Origin of the sequence: Intestinimonas massiliensis (ex Afouda et al. 2020) (assembly GCF_001244995.1) — a bacterium.
GTDB classification, from domain to species: Bacteria; Bacillota; Clostridia; order Oscillospirales; family Oscillospiraceae; genus Intestinimonas; species Intestinimonas massiliensis.
Map to the genome: position 1 here is coordinate 1,096,778 of NZ_LN869529.1, position 21,750 is coordinate 1,118,527.

Consider the following 21,750-nt stretch of genomic DNA (forward strand, 5'->3'; position numbering starts at 1 on the left):
CCGTATAGATCTATTGTAACGTTAATTCCGGTTACATTCAATGTACTATTGTAAAATTTACACATATTTCTGTAAATTGCCGGTCAAGTTTTCGGCAAATCGATCGCCTTCAGCCGTCTGCACATCGACCCTCGGCCTGTCTTTCCCCGTCCATGGTCACTTTCCCTTGAAAACAGCCGTTTTTAGAGGTAGATTGAAACAGGGTGGTGGCCATATGAAGCGGCGCTCATTGTTCTTGGCATCCTGCTGCTCCTTCCATTTCTCTTTATTTTTCTGGCCTATGGCTCCTTCCGTTACCGCTACTGTGATTTTCCCGTAGACGGCGTGCAGGCGGATATCGATCAAAAGCGCGCTGAGCTCTCCCACTTCTTTTTCCGGCCCCCTTCTGGAGAAACGTGTAGAGAGGAAAAAAGCCGTGCCGTGGATGAAATCCATCCACGGCACGGCTTTTTGCTCTCAGAATTATCAGCGGACCGCCTTAACGGCATCAAATTCATCACAAATGTCCTGCGCCGGAGAGGCGGTAGCCAGGGAGACCGCCACGATTGCCACACAAGCCACCAGGAAGGCGGGCAGCAGCTCGTAGATATTCCAGGCCCCGCCGATGGGCCGCACCAGGTATTTCCACACAAAGACCATGACACCGCCCGTGATCATGCCAGCCAACGCGCCCCATTTATTGCTCCGCTTCCAAAACAGCGCAAAGAGCATTACCGGGCCAAAGGCGGCGCCGAACCCCGCCCAGGCAAAGGAGACGATGGTAAAGACCGAGCTGTTGGGGTCCCAGGCCAGCACGACACTGACCAGCGCAATCGCGATGACCGTTCCGCGGGCGACCAGCATGGAGGCTCTTTCGCTCATTTTGACATGGAAGAAGTCCTGAAGCAGGTCCTGCGACACGCTGGACGCCGCAGTCAGAAGCTGGGAGTCGGCCGTGGACATGGTACAAGCCAGGATACCTGCCAGCACCACCCCGGCTGTCAAGGCAAAGAACGCGCCGTGCCGGCTGAGCAGGTCAGCCAACTGAACGATCACAGTCTCCGACTCCGCGCTGGAGGAGAACACGGGAATCTTCCCGTTCAGGGATACGCTGTAGCCGATAATGCCGATGAGAATGGCCACAAACATGGAGATAACCACCCAGACGGAGGCGATACGGCGGGATATCTTCAGCTTGTTTTCGTCCCGGATAGCCATAAAGCGCAGGAGGATATGGGGCATCCCAAAATAGCCCAAACCCCAGGCCAGAGTGGAGACAATGCTCAATGCACCGTAGGTCGCCGCCTCACCCGTTGCCATGTTGTGTCCCTGGGCCAGGTTCAGATAACCGGGCAGAGCGCTGGCATTCTGCATGACTACATCCCAGCCGCCCGCCTGCTGGATGCCGAAAAAGACGATGACCACCAGGGCGATTGACATGACGATGCTCTGGATCAGGTCTGTCGTCGATACCGCCAGAAACCCGCCCAGGACCGTGTAGCCGATGATGACCACGGCGCCCACGATCATGGCCACATGGTAATCCACCCCAAAGAGGCTGTTGAAGAGGGTGCCCACCGCCTTAAAGCCGGAGGCCGTATAGGGGATGAAGAAAATCAGAATGACCACCGCCGCAATGCACGAGAGCACATGGCGGTCGTCCCGGTAGCGGCGGGAGAAAAAGTCGGGAATGGTGATGGCCCCGGTGCGGACCGAATAGCAGCGCAGCCGTTTGGCCACGATCAGCCAGTTGAGATAGGTGCCGACCGCCAATCCGATGGCGGTCCACCCGGGTTCCGCGATGCCGCTGAGATACGCCAGCCCCGGCAGGCCCATGAGCAGCCAACTGCTCATATCCGACGCTTCTGCGCTCATGGCCGTAACGATGGGTCCCAGCTTCCGGCCGCCCAGATAGAACTCGTGCGATGATGAGCCGCTGCCCTGCCGGCTGAAGTAAAAGCCCACATAGATCATAAGGATCAGATAGATGATGATTGCCGCGATGATACAGAATTGTGCCGTAGTCATGGAAGTCCCCCCAAACAAACATTACCGCAGTCACACCACACCCAAAGCGCGAAATACGGCGAAACAAGAATGGACCTATCATACCACGACCAAAAATAGACTGCAATGCAGAACAATGTATAGACTATAGTCTATACATTGTTCTGCATTCTTCTAAAAATCATTTGTTATTCTAAGATTACAGTTCCATACTGTTTTTAGGTTTTCTATCAGGCAATAACCCGCTCAAAAAAGAGGGAAGCACCTGAGATGCATAATCCCGCAGGGAATATTCCCCGCCGCACAGGCACCAATCGTACATCAGCGCCCGCTCGCACAGGGCGTAGAGCTTGACCATATCATTGACGCTGCGCCGGGTGGACAGCTCCCCGGCGGCCTGCCCTCCGGAGATGATACGCCGCAGCAGGCGGTAATAGGTCCGCTGGTGATCCAGCAGGTGCTTCGCCCCGCTGGTCACCAGTTGAGTGGACAGCAGTCGGGCCAGCAGATCAATGGAGACGCTGTTTTCGATCATACCGAACAGCTCGCTGTTGAGAAAAAGGAGCTGTTCCATTGCGGTCATGCCGGGGTCCATGGTCTCCTGCAACGCCTCGTACTTCTCGTCAAACAGATCGCTCAGTGTACTCAGAAGCGCGTCCTTGCCGTCAAAATAGTGATAGAAGGAACCCTTGGAGGTCTGAGACTGGTCAATGATCTCTTCTACTGTGGTGTGCTCGTAGCCCTGCTCGTAAAAGAGCTGCCAGGCTGCGCTGACGATCCTGCCCCTGGTATTGCGGGCGTTTTTCTTGGCCATACGTACATCCTCCTTTTTCTCCTTGATTATAGCGGTTTCGGTGACAAAGAGCAACCTTTCCGCCGTCCTGCGCGAAAAGGACCCGGCCCCCAGCCCAGTGCCATGAAGTTAAGATTTTTGCCGAACACGAAAAAGTACCCACCCTGTTTTGAATCGGGTGGGTATTGGGGGCGCATGAATAAGCTGTGCGTTCTATATGATGCCACATTTCATATCATGTTTCGGAAAATTATGGGCAAACCTGTTCGAAAACTGGAATTTTGCTATTTCATTTTTTCTTGGCACTCGCTACATTCTCTGTCGTGCATAGAAACAATGCCACCGCATTTAGGACAAGTATATTTGGCTTTCTGCTGTTCCATAAAATGTTCTAAACCATGCGCTTGAACAAAGCGGCTATTTTCTATAAGACTTGCTTGATACAGTTTGTGATAGCTTTTTTCTAAGTTTTTAATCAGCTTACATGAATATTCGGCACATTCAAAACAGTAGGACAGAGATTTTTCTTTGATACAGTCCTTTATTTTGCATTTGCGACAATGCTCTGGTTTTCCTTTATCGCTATTCAAGCAACCAGCGCAAGGTTTTTTATGGTAACAGTGCTTATAACAAACCTTGCAATTCATTCCGCATGGGGCGAACATACTTATATCTATTTTTTCTGTTGGCATTTTCAAAGTTGCTCGCCCCTTTCTACAACTTCCGGGTTGTCTGTCTATCTTCTTGAACCACATTATATCATCGTTTCAACCGAAGCGAAAGGTAAAAGGAAAAATAGACTTTTCCTACAAATCGCTGTACTGTAAACTACATTTCGTCGACTTGTTGTGTTTTCTGGAATTTTCACCATTCCAGCGCATTTCAACGAATTTTTTATGTCTTCTGCGGACAAGTTGAGATTTTATAATGACATTGGCCCCCAGGCCGGGTCCTTCTGAAAATCGGTTCGATCACTGCAGATCCTTGACCATGACCAGCTCGCCGATCCCGGGCTTTACCGCATCGGGCAGCGAGCCCAGCAGCCAGTATCCCCGGCTCCGGTAAAACGCCTGAGCCCTCTGATTGAAGTCGCTGACCATCAGCGTGACCCGCCGGGCGCCGGCCCGCAGGGCCATATCCTCCAAATGCTCCATGAGGAAGCTGCCCACACCCTGTCCCCGGAAGGTATCTCGGACACCGATCAAGCTCAGATAGGGGTACAGGCCGCAGAAGCCTGTCATCACCACCCGCATGGCGCCGGCCAGCTCGCCGTCCTCGCTTACGGCCAGGTACAGTTCGCCCTGCGCTACCGCCCGCCGCAGGCTCAACTCCAGGCGTCCCGGATCCTGAAAGTATCGCTCGTAAATGGCGCTGTTCCGAAAAACTGCCTCGCAATCCGCCGGGAGCTCCGACGACGCACGTTCCAGCCTCAAATGCATGGCGCTTCCCTCCCCGCCGGCAGCGACAGCTTGCCCATGACCGCCGCTTCCCGGGCCCCTGTTACACTGGGAAGGGTGTTGGGTCTCTCGCGGACGCAGCAGTCTGCCAGAAGCGCAAAGGCCACGGCCTCCTTGGCGTCGCTGCTCCAGCCCAGATCCTCCTGGGTCCGCACCGCCACCCCGCGGGGGGCGAAGCGGCGCTTCAGAAAGCCCAGCAGCGTTTGATTGTAGCTGCCTCCCCCGCCGACAACAATCTCGCTGGCGTGATACCGCTGGTGCACATACCGCTCGTAGGCGTCCACAATAGACCAGGCCGTCAGGTCGGTGACCGTGGCCACCAGATCGGCGTCGGAAAGGGGATGGGTCCTCCGCCACTCCAGAATCCGGGCCGTGTACTGCTCTCCGAACAGCTCCCGTCCCGTGGTCTTGGGCAGCGGCCGGGTATAATAGGGCTCCTGCTGAAGCTGGGCGAGCAGCTCCGGGTCCACCCGTCCCCCTGCGCCCAGACGGCCACCCTCGTCAAAGGTCTGACGCCCTTCGGACAGGGCGGTCACCACCGCGTCGATGATCATATTGCCCGGACCGGTATCGAAGGCATAGACCTCTTCCGGCTTTGCCGCCGCAGGCAGAACCGTCATATTTCCAATGCCGCCGATGTTCTGGAGCAGAATGGTCTCCTTCTCGCGGCGGTAGAGCAGGTATTCGGAAAAGGGCACCAGAGGGGCGCCCTGGCCCCCCACCGCCATGTCGGCCACCCGGAAATCCGACACGGTCGGGATTCCGGTCCGCGCCGCGATCACAGAGCCCTCCCCGATCTGCACCGTATAGCGGATGGGGTAGCCGTCCTTCCCGCAGGGGGACGGCTCATGCCAGATCGTCTGGCCGTGGGAGCCAATCACGTCGATATCCTCCGGCCGCAGTCCGGCCTTCCGGATGGCCGACAGGGCGGACTGGGCGTAAAGCTCCCCCAGGAGGAAGTTCATATAGCCAACCTTGTCCACGGTGGCCGTCTCCGGGCGGAACAGGGCAAAAATCTGCTCCCGCACCGCCGGAGGATAGGGCTGGTTTTCAAAGGCCAGCAGCTTCACCTGCGGCTCTCCGGCGCTCCCGCCGATCTCCACTACAGCGGCGTCTACGCCGTCCACCGAAGTGCCGGACATCATGCCGACCACCCGGCGGACCGGCTTTTTCTGGATCTCCCGCAGCATCACCGTCTGCCCCCTTCCGCGGCCTGAATCGCCTGGGCCAGACGCCCGCCGCACTGCTCCAGCAGCGCACGGGCCGCCCCGGCGTCCAGGCCGCCTTTCAGCATCAGAATGGCCAGCTTTACATGCCCGCCGGCCTGCTCCAGATACCGGCCGGCCGTCTCGGGGGCCGCGCCGGTGGCGTGGATGATCAGACGGCGGGCCCGGTCCTCCAGCTTCTTGTTGCTGGCCTTCAGGTCCACCATCAGGTTGCCATAGACCTTGCCCAGCTTGATCATCGAGCAGGTGGTCAGCATATTGAGGACCATCTTCTGGGCGGTGCCCGATTTCATTCGGGTGGAGCCGGAAATGACCTCCGGCCCCACCAGTGGAGCGATGGTCACATCGCAGAGTCCTTCCAGCCGGGAATGTGCGTTCGTGCACAGCCCGATGGTGACGCTTCCCCGCTCCTTTGCCCGGCCCAGCGCGGCCAGGACATAGGGCGCGCTTCCGCTGGCGGTGATCCCCACTACCGCGTCGGCGTTGCCCACCTCCAGGCGGTCCACCAGGGCGATCCCGTCGGCCTCGCTGTCCTCGCACCCCTCCACTGGGTGCCGCAGCGCCGTGTCGCCGCCTGCGATATAGCCCTGCACCAGATCCGGGTCCACTCCAAAGGTGGGCAGACACTCCGACGCGTCCAGCACGCCCAGACGTCCGGAGGTCCCGGCCCCCAGATAGATGAGCCGCCCCCCCTTCTGAAAGCACTGATAAATCAAATCCACCGCCCGGGCGATCTGATGCCGCTCCGCGGCCACCGCCCCAGCCACCAGGGCGTCCTGACGGTTGATCAGGTCCACCATTTCCTCCGTCGAACACAGGTCGATGTTCCGGGTATCCTCATTGATGCCCTCCGTCGTCAGCCCTGCCAGATAGTCATCCATGCCACCACCTCCAACTCGTTCCCTCTCAGACTATCTTATCCATTCGGCCCTGTCAATAATATTTCGCATTCTTTGGTGAATTTTTGAAATATAATTTTAAAATATATGGACTTATGCCCTTAACTTTGCTATACTGAATAAAAAGCACGGGAGAGTTATTGCTATGGGTTGTACACTTTTAATTAAGGAATGCCTGAACAGCCTGACTGAGACTGAGCAGCGGCTCGGCTGCTATCTGTTGGACCACACCTCCGAGGTCATCCATATGAACGCCAAGGAATACGCCTCGGCCTGCGCCTCGTCCCCGGCGGCGGTGGTCCGCTTTTCCAAGCGACTGGGCTTCAAGGGCTTTACCGCCCTGAAGCTGGACCTGGCTCGGGAGTCCGGGCAGGGCGATGTGGACGATTTCCAGGCCGTCATCCGGGACAACGACGATATGGAGACCATCGTCCGGAAGGCGGAGCGCATCCACCTGCAAAACACCTCCCTTACCTATCAGATGCTCAACGTTTCTATTCTCTCCCAAGCAGTGGAGGAAATCTGCGCCGGCCGACGTATCCACCTCTTCGGCGTGGGGGCCTCGGGGCTGCTGGCCATGGACTTTCTCTACAAATCCTCCCGCATTGGCATCCCCGCCACCTACCACGCCGACGCCCACACCAACCTGGCCACCGCCTCTCTGCTGGGGCCCGAGGACATTGTCATCGCCATCAGCTACAGCGGCGAGACCCGAGAGACCGTGCTGGCCGCCAAGGCCGCCAAGGAGCGCGGCGCCAAGGTGATCGCCATCACCCAGGCCAACCGCAACACTCTGTCCCGGATGGCCGACTATCCCCTCTTCGTCCCGGGCGAGGAAAAAGAGCTGCGCGTCGGCGCCATGACCTCCCGCACCTCCGGTCTGCTGATCCTGGACCTGCTGTACCTGGGCATCGCCAAGCACGATCTCCAGCGGACCGAGGAAAATCTTCGCCAGACCCGGGACCTGATCCGGGCCTTTCAGGAGGAATAAAATTTCAAATTATTTATCTTTTTGTTGAAATCTGATTTTATATATGCTACGCTAGGCACCAAGAAACACAAACGCATAATCCGAAGGGCGCAGCCTTTCGCACAAGGTCGTGTATTCCTGGAGCAGAGTGGAATATAGGGCCCTTTTTTGTATCCAAGGCCGTAAAGGCGGCAGGACGGAGGCATTTTCCATGGATTTTTCGGCGGTCAGCCGTATTTTGGAGGACTACCGCGGGCGGGGCTACTACCCGTCGGCGGTGTGCCAGATTTTTGATGAAGCGCGCACCCTGTACCACCGGGCCTTCGGCGACGTGACGCCGGACACCTGGTTCGACCTGGCCTCGGTCAGCAAGATCATCTGCACTACCCTGCTCCTCTCCGCCATGGACGAAGGGCGGCTCTCCCCTGAGGATCGGGTCCTGGAGCTCCTCCCGCCGGAGCGTCCCGGCCCCGTCACCCGGAAGCGTCTGGAGCGGGTGACGGTGTTCCAGCTTATGACCCACACCTCCGGCATTGTCCCCTGGTACCCCTTTTATGCCGATGGCCGGGCGTTCTACACCGTGCTGGAGCAGGTGCTGAGCAGCACCCCCGTGGAGCCCGGCATGGCCTACAGCGACCTCAACTTTATGCTGCTGGGTCTGATCTTCACCCAGGTCACCGGCCTCAGCCTCCGGGAAGGGCTGGAGCACTACATCAAAGGCCCGCTGGGCATCTCAGACCTCTCCTACGGTCCCGTGGACCCCGGACTGTGCGCCCCCTCCTGCTACGGCAATCAGATCGAACAGCGCATGTGCGCAGAGCGGGGTATCTCCTTCCAGGGCTGGCGGCCCAACGGCGTCCCGGTCCAGGGCTCCTGCAACGACGGCAACGCCTATTACTATTGGCGCGGGGCCAGCGGCCACGCCGGGGTGTTCGCCACCTCGGCCGCTCTTGTCAGGCTCTGTCAGTTCTATATGACCACACAGAAGCCCGTTTTCCTCCGCGCCATGGCGGAAAATGTGTGCGGGCGGGGCCTGGGCTTCGACAAGAGCGCCGTATTCCCCGACGGCTGCGGTCACAGTGGCTTCACCGGCACCAGCCTGTGGCTGAGCCGGGAGCATCACATCGGCGCGGTCATTCTCACCAACAAATACTTCAGGTCCCAGGGCGAACCGCCCGGAACCTCCAACGAGTTCCGGCGGGACGTCCACTACGCCCTGCTGGGCCGCACGCCTCCGGCTTCGGTATAAGCAAGGAATCCACCTTGTGAAATACGATCACCTTATGAAAGAAAAGAGGTTATCTCCATGAACAACGTGAAGAAGTGGCTGTCTCTGTCTCTTGCGTGCGCTATGCTCATGGGCGCCCTGGCCGGCTGCGGCGGCGGGGGCTCCGCCAGCTCTCCCTCCCCTTCCGGCTCCTCCGCTCCCAGCGAATCCGCCTCCGCACCCACCAGCGCCATCCTCCGCTGGGGCACCGACTCCGAGCCCACCGGCTTCGATCCCCACACCAACTCCGAAGAGGCCTCCCTCCGCGTCATGAACCAGCTCTATGAGACCCTGGTCAGCCGTAACGAGGATATGACCTTTTACGGCCGTCTGGCCGAGAGCTGGGAGATCCCCGATGAGACCACCTACATCTTTCATCTCCGCCAGGGCGTGAAGTTCCACTCCGGCCGCGAGATGACCGCCGACGACGTGGTCTACACCTTCGACCGCATCCTGGGCAAGACCGAGGCCGGCGACATCGGCGCTCTGGGCAGCAAGGCCAGCTACTACGGCGGCGTCGCCTCCGTGGAGGCGGTGGACCCCTACACCGTGAAGTTCACCCTGGCGGAGCCCAACGCCGCGTTCCTGGGCAACCTCACTAGCAACTACGGCGCCATCGTGGACAAGGACGTCATTGCGGAAAAAGGCGACCTGATGCGCGCCGACGGTGGTACTGGCCCCTTCCAGCTGGGCGAGTGGCTGCCCGACAACTATGTGACCATCACCAAGTTTTCCGACTATTGGGAGGCCGACCGGGTGAAGCTGGACGGCATCACCTACTTCCTCATCGGTGACGAGGCTGCCCGTCTGGCCGCCCTCCGCACCGGAGAGATCGACTTCGCCAGCCTCTCCGCCACCAATGTCACCGCCGCGGAGAAGGAGGCCAACCTGAAGGTCATCAGCTATCAGACCAACGACTACATCGCCGTAGGCTGCAACCTCTCCACCCCCGCCCTCCAGGACAAGAACGTCCGTCAGGCCATGAGCTATGCTATGGACCGCGCCGCCATCATCAACGTGGTCTACGGCGGCCAGGCGCTCCCCTGCTCCATGGTGCCCCCCGCCATGGGCCACTGGTCCTTGGACGTGTCCGACATGGACCTCTACCAGACCAACGTGGAGAAGGCCAGGGAGCTGATGGAGGCCGCCGGCTACAGCGACAACAACCGGCTGACCCTGAGGGTGGCCGCCGGCCTTATGGATTCCATCCGTCAGGCCGCGGTGGTGCTCCAGCAGCAGTTGGCTGAGATCTACATCGACCTGGAGATCACCAATCTGGAGTCCGGTGAATATGTGGATATCTGGGGCAAGATGAGCACGCCTGAGGCGGGCTTCGACCTGATGATTGTTAACGACGGAGCAGGCACTGACCCCAACCGCTCGCTCTCCTTCTTCTTCGGCACCGGCGCCGGTGCCAACGTCTTCGGCTTCTCCAACGAGCGCGTGGACGAGCTGTGCGCCCTGGGCATCGCCACCACTGACGAGACCCAGCGCGAGGAGTACTACAACGAGGCCCAGCTCATCTGCATCGACGACTGCACCAAGATCTGCATCGCCAGCCCCATGAAGTATTTCGTGACCGCCTCCTATGTGGAGGGCTTCGCCCCCTCCGCCGCCGACGCCAGCAACTTCCGCGACACCAATCTGGCCCGGTAAGATACTCTGCGGGGATGAGGCAGGGGAAAACCACCCGCTGCCTCATCCCGCTTCCATCCTCTAGCTTTGAGGACTGACCATCCCCCATCGGCCGGGCCACCCGGTTGGGGATGGTCAATGCTCAATGGTCTGCCAGGAGTGTGACAGTATGAAAAACTATGCCATCCGCCGTGTCCTGCAGCTGATTCCCGTCCTGCTGGGCATCAGCATCCTCATCTTTGCCGTCATGAAAATGATTCCCGGCGACGTGATCTCCGGCATTCTCGGTGTGGAGGCCACACCGGAGCTTCGCGCCCAACTAGCCGCCAAATACGGCCTGGACCGGCCCTATGTGATCCAGTATCTGGACTGGATTGGAGGCGTGCTCCGGGGGGATTTCGGCGAATCCATCCGTACCTCCGCCCCCATCCTCCCCGAGATCCTCACCCGCTTCAAGGTCACTGCGGAGCTCACCATCCTGGCCGCCGTCATCTCCTGGTGCATCGCCATTCCCCTGGGCGTGCTGGCCGCCGTAAAGCGCAACACCCTGGCGGACCGCTTCGTGCGGGTCTTTGCCCTGCTGGGTGTCTCTGTCCCCGGCTTCGCTCTGTCCATCCTGCTGATCCTGGTGCTCTCGCTTGCCTTTAACTACTTCCCGCCGCTGGGCTATGTGAGCTTCTTCGAAGACCCGCTGCGCAACCTGCAGATCATGATCCTGCCCGCCGCCATTCTGGGTGTGAGCATTTCCGGCTCGGTGATGCGCATGACCCGTTCCTCCGTGCTGGAGGTCCTGCGGCAGGATTTCATCAAAACCGTCCGTGCCAAGGGCGCCAGCGAACGGGTCGCTATCTTCAAGCATGCCCTGCGTAACGCCCTCATCCCCATCATCACCCTCATTGGAATGCAGATCGGCTCTCTGCTGGGCGGGGCCGTCATCGTGGAGCAGATCTTCTCCCTACCCGGCCTGGGCCAGATGACCTTGACCGGCATCAACCAACGCGACTACCCCGTGGTCCAGGGCTGCGTGCTGTTCATCGCCTTCATTTACGTGCTGGTGAATCTGGTGACCGACCTGCTTTACGCCTATATCGACCCCCGTATCTCTTACGACTGAGGTGATCCGCCTTGAAAAGACTTGGACAGACCATACGGGAGCTCTGGCGCGATCCCATGGGCCGCATCGGTATGCTGGGCATCCTCATCGTCATTCTGATGGCCGTCTTTGCCCCTCAGCTCTCCCACTTCGGACCTGAAAAAATGGTGGGACTTCCCAAATCTCCCCCTGACGGGGAATTCTGGTTTGGTACGGACAACTATGGGCGGGACATCTTCAGCCGCATTCTCTACGGTGCCCGCGTCTCCCTTCAGGTGGGCATCATCGCCGTCGGCATCGCCGCCACCGCAGGTTATGTGCTGGGCCTCGTGGCCGGCTACTTTGAGGGCTGGGTGGACCGCGTCATTATGTGTGTGATGGACATTTTCTTCGCCTTCCCCTCCATCCTGCTGGCCATCTTTATCTCCGCCGTGCTGGGCCGCGGGCTGGTCAACACCATGATTGCCATCGGCATCGTCAATATTCCCGTGTTCGCCCGGACGGTCCGCGCCTCCGTTATCTCGGCCAAGGGGCTGGAGTACGTCCAGAACGCCAAATCGGTGGGCGTCAGGACCGGCACCATCCTCATCCGGCACATCTCCCCCAATGTGGTGGCGCCCTTCACCGTGCAGGCCACGCTGGCCCTCTCTAGCGCCATCCTCACCGAAGCCTCCATGAGTTTCCTGGGCCTGGGCATCCAGCCTCCGGACCCCTCCTGGGGCTCTATGCTCTCCGAGGCCCGCACCTATATGGAGCAGGCCCCCTGGATGGCGGTCTTCCCGGCGCTCTTTATTATCGTCACCATCCTGCTCTTCAACATTCTGGGCGACAGCCTCCGCGATGTGCTGGACCCCAAGCTCAAACTCTGAGAGGGGGCGAACGCTATGGATCATTTACTGGAAATACGCAATCTTTCCATTGAGCTCCCCAGGGGGAAGCGGAAGCCCCCCGTCAAGCTGGTGGAGGGCGTGGATCTCTCCATCGGCAAAAGGCAGAACTTCGGCGTGGTGGGCGAGTCCGGCTGCGGCAAGAGCATTACCTGCTCCTCTATCATGGGATTGCTCTCCTTTCCGCTGACTGTGGGCCGTGAGAGCTCCATCCGCTTTCAGCAGAGCGACGGCCGGGAGGTGGACATCGCCTCCCTCCCCCCCTCTGCGCTGCGCAAGCTGCGCGGCAAGGACATCTCCATGATCTTTCAGGAGCCCATGACGGCGCTGGACCCCATGTACACCATCGAGGAGCAGATCTGTGAATCCCTGCGGTTTCACACCGATCTGAGCAGGAGCGACATGCACGAGGCGGCCCTCGCCATGCTCAAAAAGGTCAAGATCCCCCGGGCCGAGCAGATCCTTCAGGATTACCCCCACCATCTGTCCGGCGGTATGCTCCAGCGGGTGATGATCGCCATCGCCCTGATCAACAACCCCCGGCTTCTCATCGCCGACGAGCCCACCACCGCCTTGGACGTGACCATCCAGGCCCAGATCCTGGACCTGATGAACGAGCTGCGGGAGAGCTACGACACCTCGGTCATCATGATCACCCACGATCTGGGCGTCATCGCCGAGACCTGCGAGGAGGTGGCGGTCTTCTATGCCGGCCAGGTGGTGGAGCAGGCCGGTGTGGACGCCATCTTCCACGAGACCGCCCACCCCTACACCACCGGGCTGCTGCGGTCCGTGACCTCGCTGGGCGGCGCGCAGAAGGAGCTCTACACCATCCAGGGCACGGTCCCCACGGCAGGCCACTTCGGCCCCGGCTGCCGGTTTGCCGACCGCTGCGAGCACTGCATGCCCCTCTGCCGGGAACGCGTCCCGGGACTGACGGAAGTCTCTCCCGGACATCTGTGCCGCTGCTGGCTCCACGCCGGCGGGCGAGAGGAGGCGGCGGTATGAGCGAACACAACGTAATTCTGGACGTCCAAAATTTGCGGACCTACTTTCCCATCAAGGGCGGCGTCGTGCGGAAAACAGTGGGCTATGTCCACGCGGTGGAGAACGTCTCCTTCCAGATCCGGGAACAGGAGACCTTCGGCCTGGTGGGCGAATCCGGCTGCGGCAAATCGACCACGGGCAGGACCATTCTGCGGCTCATCGAACCCACCGCCGGGCAGGTCCTTTTCGACGGCGAGGACCTGTGTACGCTGGACAGGGAGGCTATGCGGCAGAAGCGCCGGGATATGCAGCTCGTCTTTCAGGACCCCTACGCCTCCCTGAATCCTCGCATGACCGTGCGGAAGCTGCTGGAGGAGCCTCTCCGGACCCATTTCCGCCTGGCACAGGCCGAGCTGGACCAGCAGGTGTCGTGGATCGCCGGCGCCGTCGGCCTGGCGGAGGAGCAGTTGGAGCGCTATCCCCATCAATTTTCCGGCGGTCAGCGCCAGCGCATCAGCATCGCCCGCGCCCTCATCACCAAGCCCCGGTTCGTGGTGGCCGACGAGCCGGTGTCCGCCCTGGACGTGTCCATCCAAGCCCAGATCCTCAATCTGCTGATGAATCTGCAAAAGGACCTGAAGCTGTCCTATCTCTTCATCTCCCACGACCTCAATGTGGTGCGCCACATCAGCAATCGGGTGGGTGTCATGTATCTGGGCCGCATCGTGGAGCTGGGCGATACGGAGGATGTGTACTGCCGGCCCATGCACCCCTACACGCAGGCCCTTCTCTCCGCCATTCCCAAAAAAGACCCCGCGGAGAAAAAAGTCCGCATCCGGCTGGAGGGCGACGTACCCAATCCGGCCTCCCCTCCCCCGGGCTGCGCCTTTCACAACCGCTGCCCCCACTGCATGGACCTCTGCAAAGAGCAGGCGCCGGAGTCCAGAGAGCTGGAGCCCGGCCACCGCGTCGCCTGCCACCTCTATGACGTGCCCCGCTCCTGAAATCATAAATCCCCCCCTGAACCAGGTTCAGGGGGGAGCTTTTCGTTTTTTCCGCATCAGTGAGAGGTCAGCCGCCCGGACGGGCGTCTTTTTCCTCTTAGAATTTTTCTTTAAGATTTCTTAAGAAGTTGGAAACCATTTGTCATGTTTTTACGTCTATAATCGTTGTAGATGTAGGAGTGGTATATTCGCCGCCCTATCACAGGAGTTTGGAAGGAGCCGTTTCTATGAAACCGAAAAAACTGTCCCGTTTTCTGTCCGCAGTTCTGGCGCTGGCCCTGGTTGCAGGCCTGATGCCCGCCGCATTCGCCGCCGAGGGCGAGGATATCATTGAGCAAACAAAACTCACCCTGAAAATCGGCGATACCGAGGCTCTGATCGCTACTTCCGAGGAGGTAGACATCGAATGGAGCAGCGACAACGCAGACATCGCCGCCGTGGATGACAGCGGCACCGTCACCGCCAAATCGGAAGGCATCGCCATCATCACCGCCAAGGCAGGCGATAGCGTCGATACCTGTTCGGTCACTGTGGAGGAACCCGCAGACCCGAAGGTCACTGGCATCACGCTCTCCCCTGACACGCTGGACCTGACCGTTGGGGACACCGAGATCCTCAGCCCAGAGGTCACCGCCGATGAGGGCGCCGACACCACCGTGACATGGGAAACCAGCAGCAGAAACGTTGCCACGGTGGACAACGGCAAAGTCACCGCCGTTGGGCCCGGCACGGCCACCATCACTGCCAAGGCTGGAGATCAGGAGGCTACCTGTGAAGTCAAGGTCTCCGCCCAGGAAATGCCCGCCGCCAGCATCACCGTGGCCCCCACCAAGCTCAGTCTGATCGTCGGGGAATCCAACACCCTGGCCGTTGCAACTGTCCCCGAAGGCCAGGCAGTCTCCTGGACCTCCAGCGACGATAAGATCGCCGCAGTAAGCGGCGGCAAAGTCACCGCCGTGGCCAAGGGCACCGCTACCATCACCGCCTCCATCGAGGTCGAGGGGCAGAAGAAATCCGCCGCCTGCGAGGTCACCGTCTCGGAAGCGACGGGTACCACCGCCCTCAGCAAGTCCTCCCTCACTCTGTCCCTGAAGGACTCGGAGACTCTGTCCGTGACCAACGCCCCCTCCGGCGCCTCCGTCACCTGGAAGAGCAGCAAGACCACCGTGGCTTCGGTAGACAGCAACGGTAAAATTACCGCCGTGGCCGCCGGCACCGCTACCATCACCGCCTCTGTCAACGGCACCGAGCTCAAATGCGAGGTAACAGTCAAGTCCCCCTCTCTCAATAAGGGCAGCCTGTCCATCGGAGTGAAAAAGACCAGCACCCTGTCTGTGAACGACCTTGCCTCTGGTGCCACGGTATCCTGGAGCAGCAGCAAGACCACCGTGGCCACGGTCAGCTCCAGCGGCACCGTCACCGGTAAGGCCAGCGGCAAAGCTACCATCACCGCCACCATCACCTATGCGGACAAGAGCACGAGATCCCTGACCTGCTCCGTCACCGTCACCTCCGGCACAGACGACATCACCTATTCCGTCAAGGCCGGTGAGGCGGTCAATCTCTCCCGCTCCGATTTCAATGACGCCAGCAAGGACGCCACCGGATACGATTTGAGCTATGTCAAATTCTCCGCTTCCTCCACTTCAAAGGGTCTGCTCTGCTATAACTACGACAGTGGGGATTACGACAAGAAGGTCTCCACCAGCACCTCCTATTACTATGCCGGCAGCTCCAGCAAGTCCTATCTCTCTAAGGTCTCCTTCCTGGCCGACTCCGACGCCTCCGGCGAGACCACCTTCTCCTACACCGGTTACGATACCAAGGGCAACTCCTTTACCGGTTCGATCGTCATCACCATCAGCAAGAGCTCCGGCGACATCAAGTACACCACTGGCCTCAACGAGCCGGTCTCCTTCAGCCGCAGCGATTTTAACTCCTACTGCAAAGATAAGACCACCTCCAGCTCCACGCTGGACTATGTGAAGTTCACCCTCCCCTCCTCCAGCAAGGGCACCCTCTACTACAAGTATGACAAGAGCGGTGAGGAGAAGATTTCCTCCTCCGACAAATTCTACTACAGCGACTCCCCCGCCCTGGAGGACCTCTCTTTTGTGCCCGCCAAGAACTGGTCCGGTACGGTCTCCATCGAGTTCTCCGGCCGGAACTCCAAAAATGCCAGCTTCTCCGGCACCGTGTCCATCACCATCTCCAAGTCCAGCCAGAGCATCTCCTACACCGTGGATAAAAACGAAAGCGTCACCTTTGATGACAGCGACTTCAACTCCTACTGCAAAGACGAGACCGGCTCCTCCATGGATTACGTGAAGTTTACCCTCCCCTCCTCCAGCAAAGGCACCCTCTATTATAAGTACGATAAGAGCGGGGAAAAGGAGGTCACTTCTTCCACCAAATACTATCGCTCCGACAGTCCTGCCCTGGAGGACGTCACCTTCGTCCCCGCCAAGAACTACACCGGGACCGTCTCCATCGACTTTACCGGAAAGAGCACCGGCGACGAGACCTTCTCCGGCACCCTGAAGATCTATGTGGGAACAAGCGCCTCCGGCGACATCACCTACACCGCCGCCACCGGCGCCTCGGTTACCTTCAAGAGCAGTGATTTCAACACCTTCTGCAAAGACGAGACCAGCTCCAATCTGGACTACGTGAAGTTTACCCTCCCCTCCTCCAGTAAGGGCACCCTTTATTACAAATACGATCAGAGCGGCGAAAAGAAGGTTACCTCCTCCACCAGCTACTATCGCTCCAGCAGTCCCTACCTGGAGGACGTCACCTTTGTGCCTGCCAAGTCCGTCACCGGCAGCGTGAGCATCGACTTCAGCGGCAAAAGCACCAGCGGTAAGTCCATCTCCGGCACGGTAGTCATTCAGTACAGCACCATCAAAGACGCGTCTGTGGTCAGCTATACCACCGGGTATGCTCCGGTCAAGTTCCGCGGCAGCGACTTTTCTGCGGCCTGTTCCGCCCGCGGCAGCGCGGCTCTCACCAGTGTCAAGTTCAACCTGCCCGACGCCAGCACCGGACGCCTCTATTACAGCTACGCCAGCCCCACCTCTTATGGCGGCACGGTAAGCAGCGGCACCTCCTACGGTGTGAGCTCCGGCTCCAGCATCGACAATGTAACCTTTGTCCCTAAGGCCGGATATAAGGGCACTGTCCACTTCACCTATACCGGCACCGATAAGAACGGCAGCACCTTCACTGGGCATGTCCAGATCATTGTGACGCCTCCCAGCGCCTCCTCCCACTTCACCGATATGGGCAAATACGGCTGGGCAGCTCCCTCCGTGGACTTCCTCTACGAGAGCAAGGTCACCACCGGCACTACCTCTACTACCTATGGCCCCTCCGGTAATATCACCCGCGGTGATTTTGTCCTCATGCTGTCCCGCGCCTTCAGCTTTGCCGATTACGGCAGCGACAACTTCTCCGACGTGCCTGCCAACAGCTATTATGCCAAGGCCATTGCCTCCGCCAAGGCCATGGGCATCGCTCAGGGAAGCAACGGCAAGTTCAACCCCACCGCCGCCCTCACCCGAGAGGACGCTATGGTACTCCTCCAGCGGACCATGAGCCGCACCGGCCGCTCCATTGCAGACGCCTCCAACTCCTATCTGGATCGTTTCTCGGACGGCAGCTCGGTCTCCAGCTATGCCAAGGGTGCCGTGGCCGCGCTGATTCAGGCGGGCATTATCCAGGGTGATAATACCGGCAGGATCAACCCCAAGGGCTCTCTCACCCGTGCGGAGATGGCCGTGATCCTCCATCGGGTCCTGACCCTGTGACTGTTTGCTTTTCCCCCAAAAGCGTCAGGCGGGCGTTCCATTTGGAACGCCCGCCTGATGCTTTTTTCAGATACCACCGTCCATAGCGTCCTTGAGCTTTTTCAGCGCTTTCTTCTCAATACGGGATACATAAGAGCGGGAGATGCCGCTCTCAGCGGCGATCTCCCGCTGGGTCCGCGGAGGCTTATTATCCAAGCCATACCGCATGGTAATGATCATCTTCTCCCGCTCCTCCAAGCATTCCTCCACCAGCTTTCGCACCTGGATACAGGAGTCCCGGGCGTCCAAGTTCTCCAGCATATCGTCGTCAACGCTGATGACATCCATCAGAGACAGGGCATTCCCCTCACCATCGGAATCCAATGTATCCGACAGGGAGACCTCTCCCTGCAGCTTCTTCTGTGAGCGGAAATGCATCAGAATCTCATTTTCGATGCACCGTGAGGCATAGGTGGCTAGACGCACGTTTTTATCCGGCTTGAAGGTGCTGATCCCTTTGATCAGTCCTATGGTGCCGATGGAAATCAGATCGTCCTGGCTGCCGGTCTGGGTGTAGTATTTTTTTATGATATGCGCCACCAGGCGCAAATTGTGTTCGATTAGCACGTTGCGGGCCTCCATATCCCCGGCGGCATAGCGCTCCAGATACCGCTTCTCCTCCTCAGCCTTCAGCGGCCTGGGAAAAGAACCTCCCCCATCGGACAGACGCAGAGAAAAAAACAGGCTGTTGAGCATCAGCAAAATCCAGGCTGAAAGCATGGCTGCCACCTCCAAGTTCTCATACTCCTTTACTCTATTCCAGCCGCTGCACGTCCTATACCCTGCGCCTTTACGTTGACTTTCGTCTCTTACCGTGCTAAATTGATAGCTATGACTTGCTCAGACGGGAGCGATACATATGGAAAATCTGATGTTCAGCCTCAATGCCACCATGCCGGTCTTTCTGCTGATGGTCGCCGGCTACTTTCTCCATAAAATCTGTCTCATTGACGACCGTTTTGCAGATCGGATGAACAATTTTGTCTTTAAGGCCGCGCTGCCAGTACAGCTCTTTCAAAGCCTTTCCACATCGGATGTTCAAACGGTCTGGAATGGCAGCATGATCCTGTTCTGCTTCGCGGTCTCCCTGCTCTCCATTCTCATCATGGCCGCCATTTCCCTCCTGCTGCAAAAGCGCTCCCTTCGGGCGGAGTTTATCCAAGCTGGCTATCGGGGCAGCCAGGCCCTGCTGGGCGCCGCGCTGCTCCAGAACATCTATGGCGACACCGGCCCTCTGGCTCTCGTCCTCATCGGCGCCGTCCCCCTCTACAACGTGGCCGCCGTGGTGGTCCTCACCCTGCTCTCCCCAGAGGGCGGGCGACTGGATCGGAAAACCGTGGGCAAGACCCTGTGGGGCATCGTTACCAATCCCATCATCCTGGGAATCTTCGCAGGGCTCCTCTGGTCTGTGCTGGGCATCCCGCAGCCGGTCATCCTCCAGCGGACTGTCTCCAGCTTCGCCGCCACCGCCACCCCGCTTGGACTTGTCGCTCTGGGCGCCTGCATCGACCTCAAAAAGGCCGCCAGTTGCCTCCGGCCCACCCTGGTGTGCAGCGCTTTCAAGCTCATCCTCTTCGCCGCCGTCTTCCTTCCCATTGCCGTCTTGATGGGCTGCCGGGGCGAGCTGCTGGTCGGCATGCTCATCATGCTGGCCTCCCCCACCACCGTGAGCTGCTTCAGCATGGCCCGCAGCATGGGACATGAAGGCACCCTGACCTCCAGTACGGTGATGCTCACCACCATCCTCAGCGCCTTCACCTTCACCGGCTGGCTCTATCTTCTGCGACAGCTTGCGCTCATCTGAATACAGAAGACGGGCGGGACCCAATTGGGTCCCGCCCGTCTTTACACAGGGAAAAGCGGCTCCAAACAGGGGCCTCAGGCATTGTCCGCTACGGGCTTAAGCACGTCGCCCTTGTGGACGATCAGGGTACGCCAGACAAAGATGCCCAGACACAGCCCGGCGCACACGAGCCCCACCGGATAGGCGATGGAGGTGGAGAGCCGGAAGCCCTCCTCCGCCTGAAGGATGTACGTAACCGAGACGGCTGACATAAAGGTGGCTGGCAGCGCGGCCATCAGGCTGCACATCGCCGGGAAGCCGTATTTGTGCAGGAATACCGCTCCGGCCCACAGCACCAGCATGGCCAGCGTCTGGTTGGACCAGGAGAAATACCGCCAGAGGACATTGAAATCCAGGCTGGTGGCGATGAATGCGCCCACAGCCAGCAGGGGGACGGACAGGGCGGCGCGCTTGACCACGTTGGACTGGTCGATGTGAAACCAATCCGAGATGGTCAACCGGGCGGAACGGAAGGCAGTGTCGCCGGAGGTGATGGGACAGGCGATGACACCAATCATGGCCAGCACACCGCCCACGGAACCCATCAGGGTGGTGGAAATCTGGTAAACCACCCCACCCTGACCCATGGCGTTGATGGCCGCATCCAAAGCGCCCACGCCATTATAGAAGGTCACACCGGCCGCGGCCCAGATCAGAGCGATGACGCCCTCGCTTACCATGGCCCCGTAGAATACTGTGCGGCCCTCCTTCTCGCTGGTCATACAGCGGGCCATCATGGGAGACTGGGTGGCATGGAAGCCGGAGATGGCGCCGCAGGCCACGGTGACAAACATCATGGCCCATTTGGGCAGGCCTTCGGGGTGGACGATGCCCATGGACTCCCACAGCTCGGGCATGCTGTACTCCGGCTTGAGGATCAGCATGCCTGCAATGCCCACTGCCATGATGATGAGGCAGATACCAAAAAACGGATACACCTTGCCAATGATCTTATCCACCGGCAGGAAGGTCGCCAGCAGGTAGTAAAGCAGCACCAAAACCAGCCAGAAGGTAGTGGACAGCACCATCGGGGGCAGAGACGCACCAAAGCTCTCGCTAATGAGCTGGCTAATCAGCCTGGCGGGACCCACCGAAAAGTTGACGCCCACCATCACCAGCAGGACCACCGAAAAGATTCGCATGACGAACTTCATCACTTTGCCCAGGTACATGCCCACAATCTCAGAGATGGACGCGCCGTCGTGGCGTTCACTCATCATACCCGACAGAAAGTCATGGACGCCGCCACCCAGGATGGTTCCGAACACAATCCACAGGTAGACCACAGGCCCCCAGCAGGCACCGGCCAGCGCACCATAGATGGGCCCCAGTCCGGCGATGTTTAGAAGCTGAATCAGAAAAATGCGCCAGGTCTTCATGGGGACGAAGTCCACTCCGTCCGGGTGCGCTACGGCAGGGGTAGGCCGGTCATCAATCCGGAATACCTTCTCCACCAGCTTGCCATAGGTGAAAAAACCAACCAGCAACAGCACCAGACAGGCAAAAAAGGTGATCATATGGGTTCCTCCTCTGTATTTTCCAAGTCCGCTCTCTCCGGGCCTTGGCGAAAGGTAAAAAGCGGCAAACGAAAGCCTAACGACTTTCGTCTGCCGCCCTTGGCGTCTTTTTATTATAAGCAAAAGTGCCTCGGAGTCAAGCGGTAGCACCAATTATTTTGGGGAGGAATTTCGCTCTCTTTTTGTGCAACTTTTTTTGCAGGCACAGCAGTTCCCCGCGCAGCCTCCCCCGCAGCCGCACTCACCACGGAGCTGGCGCCGGACATGGCGGATCACATACCACACGGCCCACACCGCCAGGACGCCCACGGCCAGATAGATGATATATTTCATACCGT

At 59.2% G+C, this 21,750-nt stretch carries 19 protein-coding genes; 9 read left to right on the forward strand and 10 right to left on the reverse strand.

Going from position 1 to position 21,750, the window contains the following annotated elements; translation table 11 throughout:
• Positions 1-156: 156 nt before the first annotated feature.
• From BN2154_RS09240 to murQ, 7 genes are all read right to left on the reverse strand, one after another.
• Positions 157-435, reverse strand: coding sequence for a hypothetical protein (locus tag BN2154_RS09240; protein WP_050618518.1), 279 nt, complete (start codon positions 433-435; stop codon positions 157-159).
• 30 nt (positions 436-465) lie between these two features.
• Positions 466-2,007 (reverse strand): sodium/proline symporter, encoded by a 1,542-nt coding sequence (locus BN2154_RS09245; RefSeq protein WP_050618519.1) that lies wholly within the window; start codon positions 2,005-2,007, stop codon positions 466-468.
• A gap of 178 nt (positions 2,008-2,185) precedes the next feature.
• On the reverse strand, positions 2,186-2,800 hold the full coding sequence (locus BN2154_RS09250; protein WP_050618520.1) for a TetR/AcrR family transcriptional regulator: 615 nt from the start codon (positions 2,798-2,800) through the stop codon (positions 2,186-2,188).
• A 263-nt stretch (positions 2,801-3,063) separates the two neighbouring features.
• The gene (locus BN2154_RS15290) at positions 3,064-3,471 is read right to left on the reverse strand and encodes a DUF3795 domain-containing protein (RefSeq protein ID WP_368014002.1); all 408 of its coding nucleotides are present in this window, start codon (positions 3,469-3,471) and stop codon (positions 3,064-3,066) included.
• 279 nt (positions 3,472-3,750) lie between these two features.
• Positions 3,751-4,218 (reverse strand): GNAT family N-acetyltransferase, encoded by a 468-nt coding sequence (locus BN2154_RS09255; protein ID WP_050618521.1) that lies wholly within the window; start codon positions 4,216-4,218, stop codon positions 3,751-3,753.
• Complete coding sequence (locus tag BN2154_RS09260) at positions 4,209-5,426, reverse strand: anhydro-N-acetylmuramic acid kinase (protein ID WP_050618522.1); 1,218 nt, start codon at positions 5,424-5,426, stop codon at positions 4,209-4,211. Before BN2154_RS09260 ends, BN2154_RS09255 begins: the two co-directional genes overlap by 10 nt.
• Positions 5,426-6,343 (reverse strand): N-acetylmuramic acid 6-phosphate etherase, encoded by a 918-nt coding sequence (gene murQ / locus BN2154_RS09265; RefSeq protein WP_050618523.1) that lies wholly within the window; start codon positions 6,341-6,343, stop codon positions 5,426-5,428. The genes BN2154_RS09260 and murQ overlap by 1 nt, the downstream gene beginning before the upstream one ends.
• A gap of 163 nt (positions 6,344-6,506) precedes the next feature.
• On the opposite strand from murQ, the gene BN2154_RS09270 reads away from it, so the two are divergent.
• The 8 genes from BN2154_RS09270 (at position 6,507) to BN2154_RS09305 (ending at position 18,013) form a co-directional block, all read left to right on the forward strand.
• Positions 6,507-7,352, forward strand: a complete 846-nt coding sequence (locus BN2154_RS09270; protein ID WP_050618524.1) for a MurR/RpiR family transcriptional regulator — start codon at positions 6,507-6,509, stop codon at positions 7,350-7,352.
• A 190-nt stretch (positions 7,353-7,542) separates the two neighbouring features.
• Positions 7,543-8,580: a serine hydrolase domain-containing protein gene (locus BN2154_RS09275; RefSeq protein ID WP_050618525.1), complete on the forward strand. Its 1,038-nt coding sequence runs from the start codon at positions 7,543-7,545 to the stop codon at positions 8,578-8,580.
• 57 nt (positions 8,581-8,637) lie between these two features.
• A complete protein-coding gene (locus BN2154_RS09280; protein ID WP_050618526.1) occupies positions 8,638-10,254 on the forward strand; it encodes an ABC transporter substrate-binding protein in 1,617 nt (538 codons plus the stop codon).
• A 148-nt stretch (positions 10,255-10,402) separates the two neighbouring features.
• Entirely contained in the window at positions 10,403-11,347 is a 945-nt protein-coding gene (locus tag BN2154_RS09285; protein ID WP_050618527.1) for an ABC transporter permease, read from the forward strand.
• Positions 11,348-11,358: 11 nt separating this feature from the next.
• Positions 11,359-12,195, forward strand: a complete 837-nt coding sequence (locus BN2154_RS09290) for an ABC transporter permease (protein ID WP_207641546.1) — start codon at positions 11,359-11,361, stop codon at positions 12,193-12,195.
• A 15-nt stretch (positions 12,196-12,210) separates the two neighbouring features.
• Complete coding sequence (locus BN2154_RS09295; protein ID WP_050618529.1) at positions 12,211-13,221, forward strand: ABC transporter ATP-binding protein; 1,011 nt, start codon at positions 12,211-12,213, stop codon at positions 13,219-13,221.
• Entirely contained in the window at positions 13,218-14,204 is a 987-nt protein-coding gene (locus BN2154_RS09300; RefSeq protein WP_050618530.1) for an ABC transporter ATP-binding protein, read from the forward strand. Before BN2154_RS09295 ends, BN2154_RS09300 begins: the two co-directional genes overlap by 4 nt.
• A gap of 227 nt (positions 14,205-14,431) precedes the next feature.
• Entirely contained in the window at positions 14,432-18,013 is a 3,582-nt protein-coding gene (locus tag BN2154_RS09305; protein WP_050618531.1) for an Ig-like domain-containing protein, read from the forward strand.
• 66 nt (positions 18,014-18,079) lie between these two features.
• Here BN2154_RS09305 and sigK read toward each other — a convergent pair whose 3' ends face one another.
• A complete protein-coding gene (gene sigK / locus BN2154_RS09310) occupies positions 18,080-18,772 on the reverse strand; it encodes an RNA polymerase sporulation sigma factor SigK (RefSeq protein WP_050619596.1) in 693 nt (230 codons plus the stop codon).
• 139 nt (positions 18,773-18,911) lie between these two features.
• Here sigK and BN2154_RS09315 point away from each other — a divergent pair, with 139 nt between their 5' ends.
• Positions 18,912-19,856, forward strand: coding sequence for an AEC family transporter (locus BN2154_RS09315; RefSeq protein ID WP_050618532.1), 945 nt, complete (start codon positions 18,912-18,914; stop codon positions 19,854-19,856).
• Positions 19,857-19,930: 74 nt separating this feature from the next.
• Here BN2154_RS09315 and BN2154_RS09320 read toward each other — a convergent pair whose 3' ends face one another.
• Both BN2154_RS09320 and BN2154_RS16050 read right to left on the reverse strand, forming a co-directional pair.
• Entirely contained in the window at positions 19,931-21,412 is a 1,482-nt protein-coding gene (locus BN2154_RS09320) for a carbon starvation CstA family protein (RefSeq protein ID WP_050618533.1), read from the reverse strand.
• Between the two features lie 153 nt (positions 21,413-21,565).
• Positions 21,566-21,745 (reverse strand): hypothetical protein, encoded by a 180-nt coding sequence (locus BN2154_RS16050; protein ID WP_050618534.1) that lies wholly within the window; start codon positions 21,743-21,745, stop codon positions 21,566-21,568.
• Between the last annotated feature and the right edge of the window lie 5 nt (positions 21,746-21,750).

Coding starts and splice junctions, on each gene's coding strand:
- BN2154_RS09240 (WP_050618518.1), bottom strand. CDS start 435: ATGGATTTCATCCACGGCACGGCTTTTTTCCTCTCTACACGTTTCTCC.
- BN2154_RS09245 (WP_050618519.1), bottom strand. CDS start 2,007: ATGACTACGGCACAATTCTGTATCATCGCGGCAATCATCATCTATCTG.
- BN2154_RS09250 (WP_050618520.1), bottom strand. CDS start 2,800: ATGGCCAAGAAAAACGCCCGCAATACCAGGGGCAGGATCGTCAGCGCA.
- BN2154_RS15290 (WP_368014002.1), bottom strand. CDS start 3,471: ATGCCAACAGAAAAAATAGATATAAGTATGTTCGCCCCATGCGGAATG.
- BN2154_RS09255 (WP_050618521.1), bottom strand. CDS start 4,218: ATGCATTTGAGGCTGGAACGTGCGTCGTCGGAGCTCCCGGCGGATTGC.
- BN2154_RS09260 (WP_050618522.1), bottom strand. CDS start 5,426: ATGCTGCGGGAGATCCAGAAAAAGCCGGTCCGCCGGGTGGTCGGCATG.
- murQ (WP_050618523.1), bottom strand. CDS start 6,343: ATGGATGACTATCTGGCAGGGCTGACGACGGAGGGCATCAATGAGGAT.
- BN2154_RS09270 (WP_050618524.1), top strand. CDS start 6,507: ATGGGTTGTACACTTTTAATTAAGGAATGCCTGAACAGCCTGACTGAG.
- BN2154_RS09275 (WP_050618525.1), top strand. CDS start 7,543: ATGGATTTTTCGGCGGTCAGCCGTATTTTGGAGGACTACCGCGGGCGG.
- BN2154_RS09280 (WP_050618526.1), top strand. CDS start 8,638: ATGAACAACGTGAAGAAGTGGCTGTCTCTGTCTCTTGCGTGCGCTATG.
- BN2154_RS09285 (WP_050618527.1), top strand. CDS start 10,403: ATGAAAAACTATGCCATCCGCCGTGTCCTGCAGCTGATTCCCGTCCTG.
- BN2154_RS09295 (WP_050618529.1), top strand. CDS start 12,211: ATGGATCATTTACTGGAAATACGCAATCTTTCCATTGAGCTCCCCAGG.
- BN2154_RS09300 (WP_050618530.1), top strand. CDS start 13,218: ATGAGCGAACACAACGTAATTCTGGACGTCCAAAATTTGCGGACCTAC.
- BN2154_RS09305 (WP_050618531.1), top strand. CDS start 14,432: ATGAAACCGAAAAAACTGTCCCGTTTTCTGTCCGCAGTTCTGGCGCTG.
- sigK (WP_050619596.1), bottom strand. CDS start 18,772: ATGCTTTCAGCCTGGATTTTGCTGATGCTCAACAGCCTGTTTTTTTCT.
- BN2154_RS09315 (WP_050618532.1), top strand. CDS start 18,912: ATGGAAAATCTGATGTTCAGCCTCAATGCCACCATGCCGGTCTTTCTG.
- BN2154_RS09320 (WP_050618533.1), bottom strand. CDS start 21,412: ATGATCACCTTTTTTGCCTGTCTGGTGCTGTTGCTGGTTGGTTTTTTC.
- BN2154_RS16050 (WP_050618534.1), bottom strand. CDS start 21,745: ATGAAATATATCATCTATCTGGCCGTGGGCGTCCTGGCGGTGTGGGCC.